The sequence below is a fragment of the Micromonospora sp. A202 genome, assembly GCF_006715105.1.
GTDB classification, from domain to species: Bacteria; Actinomycetota; Actinomycetes; order Mycobacteriales; family Micromonosporaceae; genus Micromonospora; species Micromonospora zamorensis.
Genome location: NZ_VFMP01000001.1, coordinates 4,908,363 through 4,928,539 on the forward strand (window position 1 = coordinate 4,908,363; position 20,177 = coordinate 4,928,539).

Annotated in this window: 22 protein-coding genes; 12 read left to right on the plus strand and 10 right to left on the minus strand. The window is 70.6% G+C overall.

The window, feature by feature from the left end:
- The 3 genes from FBZ33_RS22530 to FBZ33_RS22540 all read left to right on the plus strand — a co-directional run bounded on the left by FBZ33_RS22530 (position 1) and on the right by FBZ33_RS22540 (position 1,776).
- A complete protein-coding gene (locus FBZ33_RS22530) occupies positions 1 to 543 on the plus strand; it encodes an NUDIX hydrolase (protein WP_088949447.1) in 543 nt (180 codons plus the stop codon).
- A complete protein-coding gene (locus FBZ33_RS22535) occupies positions 540 to 1,409 on the plus strand; it encodes a sugar phosphate nucleotidyltransferase (protein WP_141910578.1) in 870 nt (289 codons plus the stop codon). Before FBZ33_RS22530 ends, FBZ33_RS22535 begins: the two co-directional genes overlap by 4 nt.
- 79 nt (positions 1,410 to 1,488) lie before the next feature.
- Positions 1,489 to 1,776 (plus strand): Lrp/AsnC family transcriptional regulator, encoded by a 288-nt coding sequence (locus FBZ33_RS22540; RefSeq protein ID WP_088949449.1) that lies wholly within the window; start codon positions 1,489 to 1,491, stop codon positions 1,774 to 1,776.
- Between the two features lie 59 nt (positions 1,777 to 1,835).
- Here FBZ33_RS22540 and FBZ33_RS22545 read toward each other — a convergent pair whose 3' ends face one another.
- The 5 genes from FBZ33_RS22545 to FBZ33_RS22565 form a co-directional block, all read right to left on the minus strand.
- Positions 1,836 to 2,525: a DUF4142 domain-containing protein gene (locus tag FBZ33_RS22545; protein ID WP_099856120.1), complete on the minus strand. Its 690-nt coding sequence runs from the start codon at positions 2,523 to 2,525 to the stop codon at positions 1,836 to 1,838.
- Positions 2,526 to 2,717: 192 nt separating this feature from the next.
- Entirely contained in the window at positions 2,718 to 4,349 is a 1,632-nt protein-coding gene (locus FBZ33_RS22550) for a cytochrome bc complex cytochrome b subunit (protein ID WP_141910579.1), read from the minus strand.
- Positions 4,346 to 5,434 (minus strand): ubiquinol-cytochrome c reductase iron-sulfur subunit, encoded by a 1,089-nt coding sequence (locus FBZ33_RS22555; protein ID WP_099856124.1) that lies wholly within the window; start codon positions 5,432 to 5,434, stop codon positions 4,346 to 4,348. The genes FBZ33_RS22550 and FBZ33_RS22555 overlap by 4 nt, the downstream gene beginning before the upstream one ends.
- Before the next feature lie 64 nt (positions 5,435 to 5,498).
- Complete coding sequence (locus FBZ33_RS22560; protein WP_141910580.1) at positions 5,499 to 6,335, minus strand: cytochrome c; 837 nt, start codon at positions 6,333 to 6,335, stop codon at positions 5,499 to 5,501.
- A gap of 70 nt (positions 6,336 to 6,405) precedes the next feature.
- Positions 6,406 to 7,005 carry a heme-copper oxidase subunit III gene (locus FBZ33_RS22565; protein ID WP_088949454.1) on the minus strand — a complete coding sequence of 200 codons (600 nt, stop codon included), beginning with the start codon at positions 7,003 to 7,005 and terminating at the stop codon, positions 6,406 to 6,408.
- Between the two features lie 108 nt (positions 7,006 to 7,113).
- On the opposite strand from FBZ33_RS22565, the gene FBZ33_RS22570 reads away from it, so the two are divergent.
- The 4 genes from FBZ33_RS22570 (at position 7,114) to FBZ33_RS22585 (ending at position 10,234) form a co-directional block, all read left to right on the plus strand.
- The gene (locus tag FBZ33_RS22570; RefSeq protein WP_370453037.1) at positions 7,114 to 8,034 is read left to right on the plus strand and encodes a cytochrome c oxidase assembly protein; all 921 of its coding nucleotides are present in this window, start codon (positions 7,114 to 7,116) and stop codon (positions 8,032 to 8,034) included.
- Between the two features lie 187 nt (positions 8,035 to 8,221).
- Positions 8,222 to 8,617 carry a hypothetical protein gene (locus FBZ33_RS22575; RefSeq protein ID WP_088949455.1) on the plus strand — a complete coding sequence of 132 codons (396 nt, stop codon included), beginning with the start codon at positions 8,222 to 8,224 and terminating at the stop codon, positions 8,615 to 8,617.
- Positions 8,618 to 8,705: 88 nt separating this feature from the next.
- Positions 8,706 to 9,764 (plus strand): anthranilate phosphoribosyltransferase, encoded by a 1,059-nt coding sequence (gene trpD / locus FBZ33_RS22580; RefSeq protein ID WP_099856130.1) that lies wholly within the window; start codon positions 8,706 to 8,708, stop codon positions 9,762 to 9,764.
- Positions 9,765 to 10,024: 260 nt separating this feature from the next.
- Complete coding sequence (locus tag FBZ33_RS22585) at positions 10,025 to 10,234, plus strand: hypothetical protein (RefSeq protein WP_141910581.1); 210 nt, start codon at positions 10,025 to 10,027, stop codon at positions 10,232 to 10,234.
- A gap of 114 nt (positions 10,235 to 10,348) precedes the next feature.
- Here FBZ33_RS22585 and FBZ33_RS22590 read toward each other — a convergent pair whose 3' ends face one another.
- Entirely contained in the window at positions 10,349 to 10,774 is a 426-nt protein-coding gene (locus FBZ33_RS22590) for a cytochrome c oxidase subunit 4 (RefSeq protein WP_141910582.1), read from the minus strand.
- Positions 10,775 to 10,783: 9 nt separating this feature from the next.
- Positions 10,784 to 11,755 (minus strand): cytochrome c oxidase subunit II, encoded by a 972-nt coding sequence (coxB, locus tag FBZ33_RS22595; RefSeq protein WP_141910583.1) that lies wholly within the window; start codon positions 11,753 to 11,755, stop codon positions 10,784 to 10,786.
- A gap of 290 nt (positions 11,756 to 12,045) precedes the next feature.
- Here coxB and FBZ33_RS22600 point away from each other — a divergent pair, with 290 nt between their 5' ends.
- Positions 12,046 to 13,197 carry a cysteine desulfurase family protein gene (locus tag FBZ33_RS22600; protein ID WP_141910584.1) on the plus strand — a complete coding sequence of 384 codons (1,152 nt, stop codon included), beginning with the start codon at positions 12,046 to 12,048 and terminating at the stop codon, positions 13,195 to 13,197.
- On the plus strand, positions 13,194 to 13,427 hold the full coding sequence (locus FBZ33_RS22605) for a sulfurtransferase TusA family protein (protein WP_088949461.1): 234 nt from the start codon (positions 13,194 to 13,196) through the stop codon (positions 13,425 to 13,427). Before FBZ33_RS22600 ends, FBZ33_RS22605 begins: the two co-directional genes overlap by 4 nt.
- A gap of 146 nt (positions 13,428 to 13,573) precedes the next feature.
- On the opposite strand, the gene FBZ33_RS22610 is transcribed toward FBZ33_RS22605, so the two are convergent.
- From FBZ33_RS22610 to FBZ33_RS22620, 3 genes are all read right to left on the minus strand, one after another.
- Complete coding sequence (locus FBZ33_RS22610) at positions 13,574 to 14,551, minus strand: carbohydrate kinase family protein (RefSeq protein WP_088949462.1); 978 nt, start codon at positions 14,549 to 14,551, stop codon at positions 13,574 to 13,576.
- A gap of 199 nt (positions 14,552 to 14,750) precedes the next feature.
- The gene (gene erpA / locus FBZ33_RS22615; protein WP_141910585.1) at positions 14,751 to 15,143 is read right to left on the minus strand and encodes an iron-sulfur cluster insertion protein ErpA; all 393 of its coding nucleotides are present in this window, start codon (positions 15,141 to 15,143) and stop codon (positions 14,751 to 14,753) included.
- Between the two features lie 170 nt (positions 15,144 to 15,313).
- Entirely contained in the window at positions 15,314 to 16,453 is a 1,140-nt protein-coding gene (locus tag FBZ33_RS22620; protein ID WP_141912877.1) for a glycerate kinase, read from the minus strand.
- 67 nt (positions 16,454 to 16,520) lie between these two features.
- Here FBZ33_RS22620 and nadA point away from each other — a divergent pair, with 67 nt between their 5' ends.
- From nadA to FBZ33_RS22635, 3 genes are all read left to right on the plus strand, one after another.
- A complete protein-coding gene (gene nadA, locus FBZ33_RS22625; RefSeq protein ID WP_141910586.1) occupies positions 16,521 to 17,720 on the plus strand; it encodes a quinolinate synthase NadA in 1,200 nt (399 codons plus the stop codon).
- A 213-nt stretch (positions 17,721 to 17,933) separates the two neighbouring features.
- Positions 17,934 to 19,289: a UDP-N-acetylglucosamine 1-carboxyvinyltransferase gene (gene murA / locus FBZ33_RS22630; protein WP_088949465.1), complete on the plus strand. Its 1,356-nt coding sequence runs from the start codon at positions 17,934 to 17,936 to the stop codon at positions 19,287 to 19,289.
- 113 nt (positions 19,290 to 19,402) lie between these two features.
- Positions 19,403 to 19,996 (plus strand): DUF3043 domain-containing protein, encoded by a 594-nt coding sequence (locus FBZ33_RS22635; protein WP_088949466.1) that lies wholly within the window; start codon positions 19,403 to 19,405, stop codon positions 19,994 to 19,996.
- Positions 19,997 to 20,177: the final 181 nt, after the last annotated feature.

Sequence of the window (20,177 nt, forward strand, 5' to 3'; positions counted from 1 at the left end):
ATGATCCCCCGCTCCCGCGCCACCGGTCGGGCCATCTTCTACCAGGCCTTCTACCGGCTGCCGCTGCCGGTGCGTCGGCGCCTGGTCCGGCTGGCCGTGCCCAAGTACATCGTCGGCGCGGTCACCCTGGTCCGCGACAGCGAGGCGACGGGCGCGGGCCGTCTGCTGATGCTGCGCCAGCCGCCCGGCCGGGGCTGGTCACTCCCCGCCGGCCTGCTGGACCGTGGCGAGCCCCCGGTGGTGGGAGCGGCCCGCGAGCTGTTCGAGGAGTCCGGCATCCGGCTCCCCCCGTCCCGGTTGCGCCCGGCGGTGCCGAACGCGATCGTGCACGCCAAGGGCTGGGTGGACATGGTCTTCGAGACGGAGGTCCCGGCGTCCACCACCGAGCTGGCGGTCGACGGCGCGGAGGTCTTCGAGGCCGCCTGGCACCCGCTGGACGACCTGCCCAAGCTGAGCTGGGCGACGGCCCGGCTGCTCGCCTACTACGACATCGGGCCGCTGGCCGGGCAGTTCCCGCCACCGGTTCCCGACAACCTGCCATGACCGGCAGGGCTGGCGTGCCGGCGGAGCTGTGCGCGGTGGTGCTCGCCGCCGGCGAGGGCACCCGGCTGCGCCCGCTCACCGAACGGGTCCCCAAGGCGCTCTGCCCGGTGGGCAACGTGCCACTGCTGGACCTCGCGCTGGCCCGGCTGGCCGGGCTCGGTCTGACCGGTCCCGCCCGGGTCGCGGTGAACGCCTGCTACCTCGGTGACCAGGTGGTCGCCCACGTCGGCGAGCGCGCGCATCTGTCCGTCGAGCCGGGTGACCCGCTGGGCACCGCGGGCGGGGTGGCCCGTCTGCGGGACTGGATCGACGGGCGGCCGGTGCTGGTCGGCAACGCCGACGCGTACCTGGCCGACCCGGCGGCTGCGCCCGGCCCGGACGTGGCGGCCCTGCTCGACGGGTGGGACGGGCACACCGTACGCCTGCTGGGTCAGCCCGCAGCGGACCCGGCGGCGCCGGGCACCTTCGCCGGGCACTGCTTCACCGGGTTCTCGCTGCTGCCCTGGCGGCTGGTCCGCGACCTGCCGGTCGTCGTCTCCGACCTGGTCCGAGCGGTGTGGCGCCCCGCCGAGGCAGCGGGCGCCCTGGAGGTGGTGCCCTTCCCGGGCACGTTCTACGACACCGGCACCCCGGCCGACTACCTGGCGGCCAACCTGCACGCCGCGGCCGGTGGCGTCATCGTCGACCCGTCGGCCACGGTGACCGGTCACTGCGTGGAGTCGGTGGTCGGGGCGGGCGCCCGGGTCGGCGGCGACGTCCGCCGGGCAGTGGTCTGGCCGGGCGCGACAGTGCGCGATGGCGAGCGGCTGCACGACGCGATCCGGGTCGGGGACGACCTGACGGTGCCCTGCGCCGCGCACGGCTGAGGCCCGACGGCTCCCGTCTCCAGTTTCCGACCGAAACATCTAGCATGGGCGACGACGCCGACGAACGGAGAGATGTCACGTGATCACCGCGATCGTGCTGATCGACTGCGCCACCGATGCGATTCCCGAGGTGGCGGAGACCCTGGCCAACCTCCCCGGCGTCAGCGAGGTCTACTCGGTCGCCGGGCACGTCGACCTCATCGCCATCGTCCGGGTCCGCGAGTTCGACCAGATCGCCCAGGTCATCGCGGGCAGCATCTCCAAGGTGCCCGGTGTGCTCAACACCGAGTCGCACATCGCGTTCCGGGCATACTCCCAGACTGACCTGGAGGAAGCCTTCGCGATCGGGCTGGCCAGCGCTGACTGACCCGCACGCACGGCGGCCGGTCCACCGCGCGGGTGGACCGGCCGTCTGCTGTCGCTACGTCAGCTCTCGCTGGGAGCCGGCGTTTCGGTGGTGCCGCCGCCCGGAACCGGGGACTCGGTGTTGCCACCCGGAGCCGGCGACTCGGTGCCGGTGCCGCCCGGAGCCGGCGACTCAGTGCCGGTGCCGCCCGGGCTGGGCGTACCGCTGGCGCTGGTCTGCGGAACCGGGATACCCAACTGGTTGGCGAGCTGCACCAGCTCGTCGTAGTGCGCCTGAAGCGTCGGCAGAGCCGTCTGTGCCAACTGGACCACCGACTGCTCGGAGCCCTGCGAGATCTCCGTCTGGGTGGCCTGGATGGCCTGGACGTGACCGGCCAGCTCACTGGTCACCCAGAGCCGGTCGAACTCCGCACCGCTGGCGTTGTTCAGCTTGTCGATGACCGCCTGCTGATCGGCGCTGGGCTCGTTCGGCAGTTCCACCCCGAGCTGGGACGCGGTCTGCTGCACCGTCTGGTCCAGCTGGGTGTGGTCGGTCTTCAGCATCGCACCCAGGTCCTTGACCCCCTGGTCCTGACCCTTCTGCTGGGCCAGGTCACCGGCGGTGATCTCGAACAGGTTGACCTGGTGAACCGCCTGCAGGTACTGGGTGTCCTGCGTTGACGGCTGTGCCGCGGCCTGCGCGGCCGCAGCCGGTGCGACACCGACGAGTACAAGCGCGGCCAACAGGCCGAGGCGTTTGATACCCAACATGCTTCCCCCCCTTGAGACGTTGGACCGCACGGATACCCGGCTCACCGGGGTTATTCCTGCGATCGCCCGTCGCACGGGGTCTACCGGTCCCGTCGTGGCCGTCCGACTCCGCCTCGCCTGGGCGGCGGGTGCGGATACGACGTGGCGCCCGCCGGAATCCGGCGGGCGCCACGTAACGGTGCGATCGGGCGATCAGCGGCGGCTCTCTCCGCTGCCGATCTCCTCGCGCTCGGGCCGGGCCTCGACCGGCGGGTGCCCCGGCGAGACCGGCGCCTCGACCGGCTTCTCGATCGGGTAGAAGAAGCCCCGGATGGCCGGCCCGAGGGCGCCCAGCCGGTTCATCTTCTTCGGCACGACCCAGCCGACGTACTCGAGCTCGCCGTGACCGTCCGCGTGCCCGTTCGACGCGCTGAGCGGCTGGTGCACCTCGACGAACCGGCCGTCCGGCAGGCGCCGGATGATGCCGGTCTCCACGCCGTGCGCGAGGACCTCCCGGTCGTGCTGCTGCAGACCGAGGCAGAGCCGGTAGGTGATGTAGTACGCGATCGGCGGGACCACCAGCAGACCGATCCGACCAGCCCAGGTCATCGCGTTCAGGCTGATCTGGAACTTGTCGGCGATCACGTCGTTGGCGCCGGAGAGCGTCAGAACGATGTAGAACGCGACGGCCATGGCGCCGACGGCGGTCCGGGCCGGAACGTCACGGGGACGCTGGAGCAGGTTGTGGCTGTTGCGGTCCTTCAGGTGCCGGGCTTCCAGGAACGGGTACATCGTCGACAGGCCCACCAGGATGCCGGGCAGCACGACCGTCGGCCAGAACAGCGGCGGGATGACGTACCCGTCGCCGAGCGGGATGTAGATTTCCCAGGCCGGCATGAGTCGGGTCGAGCCGTCGAGGAACATGACGTACCAGTCGGGCTGGCTGGCGGCCGAGACCACCCACGCCTCGTACGGGCCGAACAGCCAGATCGGGTTGATCTGGAACAGACCGCCCATCAGCGCGATGACGCCGAAGACGACCATGAAGAAGCCGCCCTGCTTCAGCGCGTACCGCGGGAACATCCGCTCGCCGACCACGTTGTTGTTGGTCCGGCCGGGGCCGGGCCACTGGGTGTGCTTCTGCTTGAAGACCAGGCCCAGGTGGACGCTGATCAGCGCGACCAGCAGACCCGGGATGAGCAGCACGTGGGCGATGAAGAACCGGCTGATGATGATCGTGCCCGGGAACTCGCCGCCGAAGATCGACGAAGTGAGCCAGGAGCCGATCACCGGGATGGACAGCATGATCGCCGAGGCGATCCGCAGGCCGGTGCCGGAGAGGCCGTCGTCCGGGAGCGAGTAGCCGGTGAAGCCGGCCAGGAAGCCGACCCAGAACAGCAGCGAGCCGATGATCCAGTTGGTCTCACGCGGCTTGCGGAAGGCGCCGGTGAAGAACACCCGCAGCATGTGCACGACGATCGCGGCCATGAACAGCAGCGCTGCCCAGTGGTGCATCTGCCGCATCACCAGACCGCCGCGGACGTCGAACGAGATGTCCAGGCTGGAGGCGTACGCGGCCGACATCGGCGTGCCCTGCAACGGCGCGTAGCTGCCGTCGTAGACCACCTCGGTCATCGCCGGCTCGAAGAAGAAGGTGAGGAACACACCGGTCAGCAGCAGCACAACGAACGAGAACAGCGCGATCTCGCCGAGCAGGAAGGACCAGTGGTCCGGGAAGACCTTGTTCAGCAGTTTGCGCAGCGGGGTGGCCACCGCGAAGCGGTCGTCCACTCCCACCGCGGCCTTGCCCGGCGTCGCCGCAAGGTCAAGCTTTCGACGCTTCATGGCCGCTCCCAGAAGTCAGGCCCGACGGTCTCGGTGTAGTCGGACTTCGCCACGAAGAACCCCTCGGAGTCCAGCTCGATCGGCAGCTGCGGCAGCCGCCGGCTGGCCGGGCCGAAGATGGGCTTGGCGTTGTCGGTGATCAGGAACTGGGACTGGTGGCACGGGCAGAGCAGCCGGTTGGTCTGCTGCTCGTAGAGGCTGGCAGGGCAGCCGGCGTGCGTGCAGATCTTGGAGAACGCGACGTAGTTGCCCCACATGTAGTCGCCGTGGCCGATCTTCTCGTTGGCCTGACGCGAAGCCAGCGCGTCGGAGTCGCGGAGGTGGATCAGCAGCGTCGGCGAGTCGGCGTGCCGGTTGCTCACACCGTGCTCGATGCCGGGGAAGACGGTCAGCTGCCCACCGCTGCTGATGTCCGCCGGGCGGACCGGCCGGCCGTCCTCGCGGACGAGGCGGATCCGCTCGCTGCCCTTGGCTGCGGCGAACCCGGTGGTGAACATCTGGTTGTTCTTGTGGGGATCGGAGATCAGACCGCCGACCAGCGGTGCGGCGGCGACCGCGGCGACCGGCGCGAGACCGGCCAGCAGCGAGATGCCGAGCAGGGGGCGACGCTTCACGCCCAGCTCGTCCGCCATGTAGAGCATGGTCTGGCCGGTGATGATGCGACCTTCGGAGTCCACCTGGCCCTCGTGCCGGTCCTGGATCGAGACCTCCTTGGGCAGCAACTTCTTGCCCCAGGTCAGGATGCCGAAGCCGACGGCGAGCAGTGCGATGCCGAGGGTGAAACCGAGCAGCGGGGTGTAGAACTTGTCGCCGCCCCGGCCCGGCTCGTACTGCCACGGCCACGCGATGTAGATGACCATGAAGGCGGTCGCGGCCAGACCGGTGAGCAGGAAGAAGCCGGCGACCACCCGGGTCAGCCGACGCTCCGCCTTGGTGCCGGGCAGCACCTGCGGCTCGTAGTGGACGATCTCGATGTCGTCCCGACGCGCGCCCTCACGAACGATGTCGAACCGGGTCAGCTTGGGGTCGTTGACGTCGAGCGGCTCCCGGCCCTGGGGGGTCGGGTGCTCGGTGGGGGTGCTCATGCCGTCACCTCGCTACGGGTGGCGCCGAGCGGCACCACTGCGCTGATGGGGAGTATCCGCTCGGTCACGACTTGCCCGCAATCCACAGGCTGGCGAAGACGAGCGCCACGATGCCGACCAGGAAGATCGCCAGGCCTTCGGTGGAGGGGCCGTACCGTCCGAGGTTGAAGCCACCCGGGTCCTGGTCGTGCTTCAGCGTCTCCTGGATGTAGGCGATGATGTCGGCCTTCTGCTCCGGCCGAAGCTGGTTGTCGCCGAACACCGGCATGTTCTGCGGGCCGCTCAGCATCGCCGCGTAGATCTGGCGGTCGGTCGCGGGGCGCAGGCTCGGGGCGAACTTGCCCGAGGAGAGCGCGCCACCCCCACCACCGAACGCGTGGCACTGCGAGCAGTTGATCCGGAACAGCTCACCGCCGGACGCGATGTTGCCGTCCTCGCCGAGGTCGTCGCCCTCGGGCACGACCGGGCCGCCGCCCAACTCCTGGATGTACTGGGCCAGCTGACGGGTCTGCTCGTCGGTGAAGAGTGGGGGCTTGCGGTGGGCCTGGGCTTCCTGGCGGGCCATCGGCATCCGCCCGGAGCTGACCTGGAACTCGACCGAGGCCTCGCCGACGCCGATCAGGCTCGGCCCGCGGCCCTCGACACCCTGGGCGTTGCGACCGTGGCAGGTCACACAGCTCACGTCGAACAGCGCCTTGCCCTCGGCGGCGGCGCCGGTCAGCTGCGGGTTGTCCTGCGCCTGGGCACCCGGGGCGAAGACGGTGTAGGCGCCGCCGGCGAGCATCAGCGCGGCGATCAGCCGGACCGCGGCGCCCAGCCGGCGGCGGCCCCTGCTGCGCGCGGCGGGCCGCTCGCGCAACCGCGCGAGCAGACCGCGTCGGCGGTCGTTGTCAGAAGTCATGAGCGGTGTCCTTAACCGGTTGGACCTGTCTCAGGGGACGGAGCAGCAGCGCGGAATGTGACGCGCAAGATCACTGAAGCCAGTAGATCATGGCGTACAGCCCGATCCACACGACGTCGACGAAGTGCCAGTAGTACGACACGACGATCGCCGAGGTCGCCTGCGCCGGGGTGAACCGGCCCATGGTCGTACGGACCATGAAGATGATGAAGGCGATCAGACCGCCGGTCACGTGCAGGCCGTGGAAGCCGGTGGTCAGGTAGAACACCGACCCGTAACCGTCTCCGTTGATCTTGATGCCGTCGGCGACCAGGTGCCGGTACTCGTTCAGCTGGCCGAGCACGAAGATCAGGCCCATCACGAAGGTGATGGTGAACCAGCGCCGAAGCGCGTGCACGTCACCTTTCTCCGCCGCGAAGACGCCGAGCTGGCACGTCACGGAGGACAGCACCAGGATCACCGTGAAGGTGGTCGCGTACGGGATGTTCAGCGCTTCGGTGTGCTTCTCCCACTGCTCCGGCGCAGCTGCGCGGATGGAGAAGTACATCGCGAACAACGCCGCGAAGAACATGAGTTCGCTGGAGAGCCACACGATCGTCCCGACGCTGACCATGTTCGGTCGGGTCAGAGAGTGGATCCGGCTCTTGTCAATGGCTGGGGCCGCAGTCACGCCGTCATTATTGCCCCTGACCGGGGGCGGCGATCAGCGGGGTGGCAAACCTGCGCCTTCCGTGGCCCCACCGTCAGGGTCCGGTTCGCCTGGCCTAGCCTGAAAAGCGTGCTGCACGTCGATCCGATCCTCGCCGCCACCTCGGCCCCGCCGCCGTTCACCGTCGGCACGGTGCTGACCGAGACCCGGCTGGACAGCTGGCTGGCCCTCGGCCTGGTGCTCGCCGCCGGCCTGTACCTCTACGGGGTGTACCGGCTGCGCCTGCGGGGCGACCGCTGGCCGATCGCCCGTACCGTGTTCTTCATCGGCCCCGGCCTGGGCGGCATCGCGCTGGTCACGGTCAGCGGACTGCACGCGTACGACACCGCGCTGCTGTCCGTGCACATGATCCAGCACATGGTGCTGTCCATGGTGGCGCCGATCTTCCTGGCGCTGGGCGCGCCGATGACCCTGGCCCTGCGCACCCTGCCGGTCGGGCCGCGCAAGCGCCTGCTGGCGATCGTGCACAGCCGTGTCGCCCGGGTCTACAGCTTCCCGCTGGTGGCGTTCGCCATCTTCGTGGTCAACCCGTTCGTGCTGTACTTCAGTGATCTGTACCGCTTCACCCTCGAACACGCCTGGGCGCACGAGCTGGTGCACGCGCACTTCATCATGACCGGCTGCGTGTTCTTCTGGCCGCTGCTCGGGCTCGACCCGCTGCCCGGCCGCTGGCCGTACCCGGCGCGCGCGCTGCTGATGCTGCTCTCCGTGCCGTTCCACACCGTGCTCGGCCTCACCATCATGCAGAGCACCACGCTCTTCGGCGGCGACTGGTACCCGTCGCTCAACCTCGGCTGGTCGGACCCCTGGGACGACCAGGTGGTCGCCGGCGGCATCCTCTGGGCGGGTGGTGAGTTCGTCAGTGTGACCATGCTCGCGGTGCTCGTCGTCCAGTGGGTCAAGCAGTCCGAACGCGAGGCCCGCCGGGTCGACCGCGAGCTGGACCGCCAGGAGGCCCGCGAGCGCGCCGCCGACGCCGCGGCCACCTGAGCTGCCCGGACGGTACGCCCCGACGATCGGTGGCGGGCGGGATGTCGGCTACGTCACCCCGACCGGTACGATCGGCGGGCAGCTACGAGGTGGGAGTCAGTGCCGCAATGAGTGAGCGCAGCGAACGAATCATCAAGCGCAGTGCGATGGTGCCTCATGACGGCACGGAGCGAAGCGGAGTGCCGGCATGAGCGATCGTCTTTGCACCGTCCTGCTCTACAGCGACGACCCGAAGGTCCGTGATCGGATGCGGATGGCCGTCGGCACCCGGCCCGCGCCCGGTCTGCAGATCGAGTTCGTCGACGCGTCGACCTACGCGGAGACCATCCGACTGGTCGACGACTACGAGATCGACCTTCTGGTGCTCGACGGCGAGGCGAGCCCGGGTGGTGGCATCGGCATCGCCCGGCAGATCAAGGACGACCGGGACGACGCTCCCCCGACCTGCCTGGTGATCGCCCGCGCCGCCGACCGATGGCTGGCCGCGTACGCCGAGGTCGACGCGACGCTGGTGCACCCGCTCGATCCGGTGACCACCGGCGGCACGGTGGCCGAGCTGCTGCGGACGCACGCACCCGCCTGACGTCCCACGCTCCTCCGGCACCGCCACGGCGCCGGACACTCGGCGCTGGTTCCAGCCCACCGCACTTCGCACGCTCGGGAGGCCCGTCATGGGCGATCGGACCTGGCCGCACCTGCTCAACTCACTGCTGCGCGGCGACGAGCTGTCCACCGCCGACACCGCCTGGGCGATGGGCGAGATCATGGCCGGCTCGGCGGGTGCCGCGCAGGTCGCCGGCTTCGCTGTGGCGTTGCGGGCCAAGGGTGAGACCTCCGCCGAGTTGGCCGGGCTGGTGGAGACGATGCTGAGCCGGGCGGTCCCGGTGGACCTCCCCGACGAGCTGCGTTCCACCGCGCTGGACGTGGTGGGCACCGGCGGTGACCTCGCCCACACGGTCAACATCTCCACGATGGCCGCCCTCGTGGTGGCGGGTGCCGGCGTCCGGGTGGTCAAGCACGGCAACCGGGCCGCGTCGTCCTCCTGCGGCACCGCCGACCTGTTGGAGTTCATGGGCGTCCCACTCGACCTCGATCCGGACGCGATCGTCCGCTGCGTCACCGAGGCCGGCATCGGGTTCTGCTTCGCGGCCCGTTTCCACCCGGGGATGCGGCACACCGGCCCGGTTCGACGGGAGCTGGGCGTGCCGACCGTCTTCAACTTCCTCGGTCCGCTTACCAACCCGGCCCGGCCCCGCGCGGGCGCCGTGGGCTGCTTCGACCTGCGGATGGCCCCGGTGATGGCCGGTGTGTTCGCCGACCGTGGTGACTCCGTCCTGGTGATGCGCGGCGAGGACGGGCTGGACGAGTTCACCACCGCCGCGCCGACCCGCGTCTGGGCGGCCCAGGGAGGCACCGTACGCGAGGCCGTGCTGGACGCGACGGACCTGGGTGTACCCAGGTCCACCCTCGCGGACCTGCGGGGCGGTGACGCCGCGTACAACGCGGATGTGGCCCGTCGCCTGCTGGCTGGCGAGACGGGCCCGGTCCGGGACGCGGTGCTGGTCAACGCCGCGGCGGCGCTGGCCACCCAGGGCCCGCTCGACGGCGACCTGACCGAGGCGTTGCGCGCCGGCCTGGACCGCGCGGCCGAGTCGATCGACTCCGGTGCGGCCGCCGTGACCCTCGACCGCTGGATCGCCACCGCGACCGCCACTGCCACCGTGGCCTGACCTCGGCGTCGCCGCTCGGCGGCGAGGGCCTTGATCGACTCGGGTTCCTTGAAACCGCGGCGTCCGAGCCGTCCGGACACCCCGATGCCAATGATGTCGAGTGGATCACCTTGGCGGCACCAGCGGCCGGGGGTCCCAGCGACGGCCACGGGAGATTTGTCGGACCCGCGTGGGAAACTACAGGCGAGTAGTTATCCGATTCCGTCCGTGCGCCGCTGTCGCGTTCGGGGGCGGGTCGCCTGGTTCGAGAGGAGACGCCCGTGTCGCACCGCGAGCTGTACTGCGACGTCTGTGAGGGCGTGGCACCGTTCGAGGTGCCGCCCTGCGTCGACGGTCACGGAGCTGACTGTCCTGAGCTCATCTGCACCGGCTGCGGTGCCGCCGTGGTGCTGGTCACCGCGATCGCCGTTCCGGTCACCCAGCTGGCCGGCCGTCGACGCCGCCAGCCCACCCGCCGCCACGCCGCCTGACCCACGGCGCCGCCTGACCCACGGCGCCATCCGGCTCCCGCACGACGAAAGGCCCGCTCCCACTCGGGGAACGGGCCTTTCGTCACGCAGGTCGGTCGCGAGCGACCGGGTGGATCAGTGCTCGGCGGTGCGCCGGGTGCCGCTGTAGTACTCGAACAGCAGCCCGCAGGCGGAGAAGACGACAGCCACAAGACCGGCGCCGATCAGCCAGTACTGCCAGAACACCATGCCGAGCGCGGCGAGCGCGGCGGCCAGTGCCAGGCCGAACGGCCAGTAGCTGCCCGGGCTGAAGAAGCCGACCTCGCCGGCGCCGTCAGCGATCTCGGCGTCCGGGCGGTCCTCCGGGCGCAGGTCGATACGCCGGGAGACGAACCAGAAGAAGCCACCGCACATCGTGCAGAGCAGGAACGACAGCAGCAGGGCCACGGTGCCGACCCACTCGATGCCACCGGACGCGCCGTTGGTCCATGCGCCGTAGAGGATGGTGGCGCCGAGCAGGAACGCGGCAATGATCAGGAAGATACGCCACTCGGTCTTCATATGGCTGCCTCAGCTTCCCGTGCGGGCCGGAACGTCGTCCGGGTTGAAGTTGCCCTGCGTCCGGCGGGTGTCGAACGGCCGCGTGGTCTCCGCGTACGGCTGCTCACCGATCTCGGTCAGCGCGTCCTGCGTGGACTTGCCGCTCTGCTTGGCCGCCAGGAACTGGTCGTACTTCTCCGGCGACACCACCCGCAGCTCGAAGTTCATGAACGCGTGGTAGCTGCCGCACAGCTCGGCGCAGCGCCCGACGTAGGCGCCCTCGGCGTCCAGGCTCGAGACCTCGAACACGTTGCGGATCTTGCCCGGCATGACGTCCCGCTTGAACAGCAGCTCCGGCACCCAGAACGAGTGGATGACGTCGCGGCTGGTCTCCTCGAACCGGATGGACCGGTTGGTCGGCAGCACCAGCACCGGGATGACCTCACTGGTGCCGAGCGTCGACGCGGTGGTGCGGGCCTCCGCGCCCTGGCCGTCGCGGTAGTTGAACTGCCAGTTCCACTTGAAGGCGACAACCTCGACCGTGACGTCCGGGTTCTTCGACAACTTGTCGACGTCGGTCTGCACGATCGCCGTGTAGTAGAAGAGCACGGAGACGATCAGGATCGGCGCGATGGTGTAGAGGAACTCCATCGGCAGGTTGTAGCGGGTCTGCACCGGCAGCGTGTTGCCACGCTTGCGGTAGCGCACGACGCACCAGAAGATCAAGCCCCACACGAAGACACCGACCGCGAGCGCGGCGATGCAGGAGGCGATCCACAGGTCGTACATCCGCTTCGACTCCGGCGAGATGCCGCCCTGCGGCCAGCCGAAGCCGTCAAACGCCTGCCCTACGTCACAGCCCGTGAGCAGGACCAGCAGCGCCACGCCACCGAGACCGAGCCCGGCCAACCGACCAGCACCACGCCCCCGGCGGGCACCGACCCCTGGGGAAGCGCTGTGCCGTACGGCCGACGGCCGTACCTCCGAACTCCTTGCGACCACCTGGTCCTGCCTCCCTAGCGCGCCGCGGTGGGTCTTTCCTCAGCACCGACGGCAAAGGCGTCACCGACGGTCGCAGATTACTCGACCATGACGGAGTCGGCCGTGGTGGGGTCACTGTCCACCCCCCATTGGGGGGATGATGGGCATACCACCGCGATAGCGTGTCGATCTGTGAGCGCGAGGAGTGAGCCGGGTTTGCGAGCCCCGCAATCGCGAACAAAGGCGGATCTGTGAGCGCGAGGAGTGAGCCGGGGTTGCGAGCCCCGCAATCGCGAACAAAAGGCGGATCTGTGAGCGCATCCCCGGTCTACCTGGACGCGGCGACCGCCGCGCCGATGCATCCGGTCGCGCGGCAGGCGCTGCTGGCCGCCTTCGACGACGGCTGGGCCGACCCGGGCAAGCTCTACAGCCAGGCCCGCCGGGCACGGCAACTGCTCGACGCCGCCCGCGAGGCCACCGCGCTGACGCTCGGCGTCCGCGCGGACGAGGTGTCCTTCACCCCCAGCGGTACGACCGCAGCTCACGGCGCGGTGCTCGGTGGCCTGGCGGGGCGCCACCGGGTCGGGTCGACGCTGGTGCACTCGGCGATCGAGCACTCGGCGGTGCTGCACGCGGCGGAGCGGCACGTGGCGGCGGGTGGGACCGCGACCGTTGTGCCGGTGGACCGGGTGGGTCGGCTGGACGTGACCTCGTGGTCGGCCGCCGTTCGCGCACCCGGTGTCGCGCTGGCCGCTCTGATCACAGCCAGTCACGAGGTGGGGACCGTGCAACCGGTCGCCGAGGCGGCCGCGATCTGCGCCGAGGCGGGGGTGCCGCTGTACGTCGACGCGGCCCAGTCGGTCGGCCGGGTGCCCCTGCCGGCCGGCTGGTCGGTGCTCAGCGCGAGCGCCCACAAGTGGGGCGGTCCGCCCGGGGTGGGGGTGCTGGCGGTCCGTAAGGGCACCCGCTGGGAGTCACCCTGGCCGGCCGACGAGCGGGAGGGTGGTCGTACCCCCGGGGTGGTGAACCTGCCCGCGGTGGTGGCGGCGGCGGCGAGCCTGCGGGCCGCGGCGGCCGACGCGGCGGCGGAGGCGGCCCGGCTGGATCCGCTGGTGGACCGGATCCGGGCGCGGGTCGCGGCGGACGTGCCCGACGTGGAGGTGGTCGGCGACCCGGCGCTCCGGCTCCCCCACCTGGTCACCTTCTCGTGCCTGTACGTCGACGGTGAGGCTCTGTTGCACGCACTGGACCGGCGTGGCTTCGCCGTGTCGTCCGGCTCGTCGTGCACCTCGTCCACGTTGCGTCCGTCGCACGTGCTGGAGGCGATGGGGGTGCTCTCGCACGGCAACGTGCGGGTCAGCCTGCACCGGGAGACGACCGAGGCGGACGTCGAGCGGTTCCTCGACGAGCTGCCCGGGATCGTCGCCGAGCTGCGCGCCGACGCCGGGGTGGTGGGGCTGTGACGATGCCGGACGAGGTCATCGACTGCCGGGGGCAGCGCTGCCCGCTGCCCGTGATCGCGGCGGCCCGGCGGTTGCCACAGCTGCCGGTGGGCACTGTGGTCCGGGTGCTCGCCGACGACCCGGCGGCGGCGGTCGACCTCCCCGCCTGGTGCCGGATGCGCGGCCAGGAGTTCCTCGGGTCGGTCAAGGGCCCGGACGGCCCGGCCTACGACATCCGCCGCCGCCACTGACCCGCTTCATTCGTCGATCCAGATCAGCCTCAGTCGACGGCCCGGCCGGGCAAAGGGCCGCCCCGTTCGTGATCGTTGGCTGCTGAGCAGCAGTTCGCTCGGCCTGTCGTGCTGCCCAGCTGCCAACGATCACGGGAGGCAACCAGCTATGGCAGGAGGTGGGGGCGGACCTCGTCCGCCGCGGTGTCACCGTAGGACTCGGCGAGCCGCTTGACGAACAGGTCGCGGCGGACGTCGTACTCCTGGGTGCCGACCGTCTCAAGGACCAGCGTGGCCAGCAACGAGCCGACCTGGGCGGCCCGCTCCAGGCCGACCCCCCAGGAGAGCGCGGTGAAGAAGCCGGCCCGGAAGCCGTCCCCCACCCCGGTCGGGTCGACCGCCCGGATCTCCCGCGCGATCGGCACGTGGATCGGGTCGATGCCCCGCCCGGCGATCTCCACACCGTGCTTGCCCAGCGTGGTGACCCGCACCTTGACCAGGTCCAGCAGCTGGTCGTCGCTCAGCTTCGCCTTGCTCTGCAGCAGCGACTTCTCGTAGTCGTTGGTCATCAGGAACTCGGCGCCCTCGATCAGCGCCACCACGTCCTCGCCGCCCATCCGGGCGAGCTGCTGCGACGGGTCGGCGGCGAACGCGTACCCGCGGGTGCGGCACTCGGCCGAGTGCCGGAGCATCGCCTCGGGGTCGTTGGCGCTGACCAGCACCAGGTCCAGTCCGCCGAGCCGGTCGGCGACCGGGGCGAGCTCGATGTTGCGCGCCTCACTCATCGCACCGGCGTAGAACGACGCGATCTGGCACATGTCCGTGTCGGTGGTGCAGACGAACCGGGCGGTGTGCGCTACCTCGCTGATGTGCACGGAGTCGCAGTCCACGCCGTGGCGCTCCAGCCAGGAGCGGTAGTCGGCGAAGTCCGCCCCCACAGCGCCGAGCAGCACCGGGCTCAGACCGAGCTGCCCCATGCCGAAGCAGATGTTCGCCGCCACGCCACCTCGGCGGAGCACCAGGTCGTCCACCAGGAAGGAGAGGGACACCTTGTGCAGCTGATCGGCGATGAGCTGGTCGGCGAAGCGGCCGGGGAAGCTCATCAGGTGATCGGTGGCGATCGAGCCGGTGACGGCGATCTTCATGTCAACCCTCGGGGTCGGGAGCAGGGCGCGGTCAGACTACCGGCCCGGCAACCCGGCGGTGACCGGTCGGTCGGACAACGGCAACCGGCCCGTCACGAAAGCGTCGGGACCGCTCCCAGGGGGCATCACGCCCGGGCCGGTACGACGACGGGGCCGTCCCGAAGGACGGCCCCGTCGTCGTTGGTGCGTGGTGCGTGACTCAGTTGAACGAGTCACCGCAGGCGCAGGAGCTGCCCGCGTTGGGGTTGTCGATGGTGAAGCCCTGGGCGTCGATCCGGTCGGCGAAGTCGATCGTCGCGCCGGAGAGGTACGGGGCGCTCATCCGGTCGACGACGACCCCGACACCACCGAAGTCGGTGACGACATCACCGTCGAGCGAGCGCTCGTCGAAGAAGAGCTGGTACCGCAGGCCCGAGCAGCCGCCCGGCTGCACGGCGACGCGGAGCCGCAGGTCGTCGCGGCCCTCCTGCTCGATCAGGGCCTTGACCTTCTGCGCCGCAACGTCGGTGAGGACGACGGAAGTAGGGGCCTGGGCCTCGACGGAAGTAGGGGCCTGGGCCTCGGTCGACTCGGTCTGCGCTGGCGTGGTCACGTGGAAGTCTCCCTGCGCGGTTTTGGGTCCGGACGCACTGGCCAACGCCGCGCGCCGTCCAGTGATTCCCGGTTGTGGTCCTCCGCCGATCGTACGCCGCCTCGGCCGGGTGCACCCGCGTGGCGTGACGCCCGCCCCAGGTGGACCCGGTCGTCAGGCGGCCGGAACGCTCAGCGGCTCCACTGCCGCGCCAGTCGGGCGCCCAACTCGCGCAGCCCCTCGGCGGGCCTGCTCAGCGCGGCGTCGAGCCCGCCGCCCGCTTCCCCACCGAAGTGCTCGACCAGGCTGTACGCGTCGGTGACCCCGGCCGAGGCGGCCTCTCGCCGGCCGGTGCTCACCTGCCCTGCCACCACCACGCAGGGCACACCCCGGTCGCGGGCGGCACCGGCCACCCCGGCGACCACCTTGCCGCGCAGCGACTGGTGGTCGAACGACCCCTCGCCGGTGATCACCAGGTCCGCCGTGTCCAGCGCCGCGTCCAGCCGGGTGGCCCGGGTGACCAGGCCGATCCCCGACTCGCAGCCGCCGCCGAGGGCGAGGAGCGCCGCGCCGATGCCGCCGGCGGCGCCGCCCCCGGGCATCGTGCCGAGCCCCGCCGGGCAGCCGGCCAGATCGCGTTCCAGCACCGCCGCGAAGCGCTCCAACGCGGCGTCGAGCAGCAGCACGTCGGCGCGATCGGCACCCTTCTGCGGGCCGAACACGTTGCTCGCGCCGTGCAGACCGAGCAGCGGGTTGTCCACGTCGGTGGCCGCGACGAGCCGGACGCCACGCAGCCGGGGCACGCCGTCCACCGCGTCGACAGCGGCGAGCGCAGCCCCGCCGTACGGCAGCGCGGCACCACCGGAGTCGAGCGGTGTGACACCCAGCGCGGCGAGCATCCCCGCCCCGGCGTCGTTGGTGCCCGAACCACCCAGCCCGATCACCACCGTCCGGGCGCCGCTCTCCACAGCGGCGGCCACCAGCACCCCCAGCCCGTACGAGGTGGTGGTCTTCGGGTCACGCTCGGCCGGAGAGAGCAGGTGCAGACCGCACGCCTGCGAGCTCTCCAGGTAGGCGGTCGCGCCGTCGGTGGTGAGCAGGATCTCACCGGCGGCCGGACGGCCCAGCGGGTCGACCGTCGGCACCGGCACCCGCCGGCCGCCGAGCGCTTCGGCGAGCACCTCCACGAAGCCCGGACCCCCGTCGGCGAGCGGCCGGATCAGCAGGTCGTCACCGTCGGTGACGGTGCGCCAGCCGGCGGCCACCGCGGCGGCCACCTCCGGTGCGGGCAGGGTGCCGGCGAACTTGTCCGGGCAGAGCAGCACGCGCATGCCGAGCAGTGTGGCAGCCCACACCGACGGAAGCTGCGTCGCGCTCGCGCTGTGGGACCATGGCTACGTGACTTCGACCTGGGTGGAACCCTCCAACACGGCGACGGCTCTGCTGCTGCTCGGCCGGGGCAGCGACCCCGACACCGAGCGCGGCGTCGAGTGTCCGGGCGACCTTCCGGCGCCCAGCGACCCGGATCTGGTGGCCCGCGCCACGGCCGCGAAGGCGAAGCTGGGCAGCAAGGTCTTCGTGCTGGGGCACCACTACCAGCGCGACGAGGTGATCCAGTTCGCCGACGTGACCGGTGACTCGTTCAAGCTGGCCCGGGAGGCCGCGGCCCGTCCGGACGCGGAATACATCCTCTTCTGCGGCGTGCACTTCATGGCCGAGAGCGCCGACATCCTCACCACCGACGCGCAGCGGGTGATCCTGCCCGACCTGGCGGCGGGCTGCTCGATGGCGGACATGGCGGTTCTGGGCCAGGTCGAGGCCGCGTGGGACACGCTGACCGAGCTGGGCATCGCCGACGAGACCGTCCCGGTGACGTACATGAACTCCTCGGCCGACATCAAGGGCTTCGTCGGTCGCAACGGCGGCGTGGTCTGCACCTCCTCCAACGCCAAGCGCGCCCTGGACTGGGCGTTCGAGCAGGGGTCGAAGGTGTTCTTCCTGCCCGACCAGCACCTGGGCCGCAACACGGCGGTGCTGGAGATGGGCCTGTCGTTGGACGACTGCGTGCTCTACGACCCGCACAAGCCCGGCGGCGGGCTCACCCCGGAGCAGCTGCGCGACGCCAAGATGATCCTCTGGCGGGGGCACTGCTCGGTGCACGGCCGGTTCACGCTGGAGAGCGTCAACGACGTCCGGGAGCGGGTGCCCGGTGTCAACGTCCTGGTCCACCCGGAGTGCCGGCACGAGGTGGTCACCGCCTCCGACCACGTGGGCTCGACCGAATACATCATCAAGACAATCGAGGCGGCTCCGGCCGGCTCGGCCTGGGCGCTCGGCACCGAGCTGAACCTGGTCCGCCGGCTCGCGCTGGCGCACCCGGACAAGCAGATCATGTTCCTGGACAAGGCCGTCTGCTACTGCTCGACGATGAACCGGATCGACCTGCCGCACCTGGTCTGGGCCCTTGAGGAGCTGGTCGCGGGCCGGGTCGTCAACCAGATCACGGTCGACCCCGACACCGCGCACCACGCACGGGTCGCGCTGGACCAGATGCTCGCGCTGCCCGGCGCGGACACCCCGCCACCGACGGCGCCCTGATCACGATCTGTAGCGCTCTTGGTACGCAAAAGTGCCGGATCACCGATTAATGCCACACACGCCGATGTGACCGAGTCCTTTTTCGTCACGGAGGGCTATGCTGCCCGGAGCGAAGAGACAGGCGGGCCGTTTCGACATGGCCGCATCCGGGGTAGCGAGAAGGCTCAGGCGCCCCACCAATAACACTGCAGCACCGACGCGCTGGAGGTTGCGTTGACCGACGACGTCCTGGTCGTTCACGGAGGCACTCCGCTCGAAGGGCGGATCCGCGTGCGCGGCGCGAAGAACCTGGTTTCGAAGGCGATGGTCGCCGCGCTCCTCGGCGACAGCCCGAGCCGACTGTTCGACGTGCCGAAGATCCGCGACGTCGAGGTGGTCCGGGGTCTGCTCGGTCTGCACGGCGTCAAGGTCACCGACGGCGCCGAGGACGGCGAGCTCGTCTTCGACCCGGCGAACGTGGAGAGCGCCAGCACCGACCAGATCAACGTGCACGCCGGTTCCAGCCGGATCCCGATCCTGTTCTGCGGCCCGCTGCTGCACCGGCTCGGGCACGCGTTCATCCCGGACCTGGGCGGCTGCCACATCGGCCCGCGCCCGATCGACTTCCACCTCCAGGCGCTGCGCGAGTTCGGCGCCACCGTCGAGAAGCGGCCCGAGGGTCTGCACCTGTCCGCGCCGAACGGGCTGCACGGCACCAAGTTCGCCCTGCCGTACCCGAGCGTCGGCGCCACCGAGCAGGTGCTGCTGACCGCGGTGATGGCCGAGGGCGTCACCGAGCTGCGTAACGCCGCGGTGGAGCCGGAGATCATCGACCTGATCTGCATCCTGCAGAAGATGGGCGCGATCATCAAGGTCCACACCGACCGGGTGATCGAGATCCAGGGTGTGCCGAAGCTGCACGGCTACACCCACCGGCCGATCCCGGACCGGATCGAGGCGGCGAGCTGGGCGGCCGCCGCCCTGGCCACCCGTGGCCACGTCGAGGTGCTCGGCGCTCAGCAGGCCGACATGATGACCTTCCTGAACATCTTCCGGTCGGTCGGCGGCGAGTACGAGGTCACCGACGCGCGCGCGCCGAAGCTGGGCGACCTCGGCCAGGAGGGCGGCATCCGCTTCTGGCACCCGGGCGGTGAGCTGAACGCGGTGGCGCTGGAGACCGACGTGCACCCCGGCTTCATGACCGACTGGCAGCAGCCACTGGTCGTGGCGCTCACCCAGGCCCGCGGCCTGTCGATCGTGCACGAGACGGTCTACGAGCAGCGGCTGGGCTACACCGAGGCGCTCAACTCGATGGGCGCCAACATCCAGGTCTACCGCGACTGCCTCGGCGGCACCCCGTGCCGCTTCGGCCGGCGCAACTTCAAGCACTCCGCGGTAATCGCCGGGCCGAGCAAGCTGCACGCCGCCGACCTGGTCATCCCGGACCTGCGCGCCGGGTTCAGCCACCTGATCGCGGCGCTCGCCGCCGAGGGCACCTCCCGGGTGTACGGCGTCGACCTGATCAACCGGGGCTACGAGGACTTCGAGGCGAAGCTCGCCGACCTGGGCGCGCACACCGAACGTCCGTAACCCCGCTCACCCATCGTTCGGTTCCGACGGCTCCAGGTCGCGCTGCGACCTGGAGCCGTCGGCCGCTGTACCGCGATGTGCACCGGGCGCGGACCGTTGGCTACCCTTGCCGCGTGCCGTCGCTCTTTCGCCGCAAGTCCACCGACCTCGTCGACGAGGCCGTCACCTCGGTGACCCCCGAGGAGACCGCCGAGCGGTCCCGGGGTTACACCCCTGCCAAGGGTCGGGAGACGCCCAAGCGGCCGACCGTCGGTCGCCGCCCGGCCGGCCCCAGCCGCCCCCTCACCAAGGAGGAGGAGCGGGAGCGTCGCCGCCAACTGCGCGCCGAGGCCGCCTCGGAGTTCCGCCGTGAGGGCGGCCCCCGCGACCGCGGCCCGGAGCGGCTGTTGGCCCGCAACGTGGTCGACTCCCGGCGTACGGTCGGCACCTGGTTCTTCGGCGGCGCGCTGATCGTGCTGATCGGGTCGAACGCGGCCATGCCGCCCCTGGTCCGGTTGATCTCGAACGTGCTCTGGGGCGCGCTGGCGCTGGGCGTGGTCATCGACTCGATCCTGATCTGCCGCAAGATCAGCAAGCTGGTCCGCGAACGCTTCCCGAAGACCGACCAGCGCATGGGCTCGCTCTACCTCTACGCGGTCATGCGGTCGATCACCTTCCGGCGCATGCGCGCTCCGGCTCCCCAGGTCAAGCTCGGCGACAAGGTCTGACCGGGTCGGCCCGAGGGTCACCCACGCACTGGACAAGATCCGCGCAACACCAGGGATGACGCTGCCTCCGGCACACCGGAGGGAGCACTTTCCCCGAAGTTGTGCGGTTCTTGCTTGAGGACGGGTCTGGTTCAGCATGCTGAACAGCTGATGCTGTTCGCCGAACCGAACGTTGATCCAG

Coding starts and splice junctions, on each gene's coding strand:
- FBZ33_RS22555 (WP_099856124.1), bottom strand. CDS start 5,434: ATGAGCACCCCCACCGAGCACCCGACCCCCCAGGGCCGGGAGCCGCTC.
- FBZ33_RS22610 (WP_088949462.1), bottom strand. CDS start 14,551: ATGAAGATCGCCGTCACCGGCTCGATCGCCACCGATCACCTGATGAGC.
- FBZ33_RS22560 (WP_141910580.1), bottom strand. CDS start 6,335: ATGACTTCTGACAACGACCGCCGACGCGGTCTGCTCGCGCGGTTGCGC.
- FBZ33_RS22530 (WP_088949447.1), top strand. CDS start 1: ATGATCCCCCGCTCCCGCGCCACCGGTCGGGCCATCTTCTACCAGGCC.
- FBZ33_RS22590 (WP_141910582.1), bottom strand. CDS start 10,774: ATGAAGACCGAGTGGCGTATCTTCCTGATCATTGCCGCGTTCCTGCTC.
- FBZ33_RS22550 (WP_141910579.1), bottom strand. CDS start 4,349: ATGAAGCGTCGAAAGCTTGACCTTGCGGCGACGCCGGGCAAGGCCGCG.
- FBZ33_RS22575 (WP_088949455.1), top strand. CDS start 8,222: ATGAGCGATCGTCTTTGCACCGTCCTGCTCTACAGCGACGACCCGAAG.
- FBZ33_RS22620 (WP_141912877.1), bottom strand. CDS start 16,453: ATGCGCGTGCTGCTCTGCCCGGACAAGTTCGCCGGCACCCTGCCCGCA.
- FBZ33_RS22535 (WP_141910578.1), top strand. CDS start 540: ATGACCGGCAGGGCTGGCGTGCCGGCGGAGCTGTGCGCGGTGGTGCTC.
- FBZ33_RS22545 (WP_099856120.1), bottom strand. CDS start 2,525: ATGTTGGGTATCAAACGCCTCGGCCTGTTGGCCGCGCTTGTACTCGTC.
- trpD (WP_099856130.1), top strand. CDS start 8,706: ATGGGCGATCGGACCTGGCCGCACCTGCTCAACTCACTGCTGCGCGGC.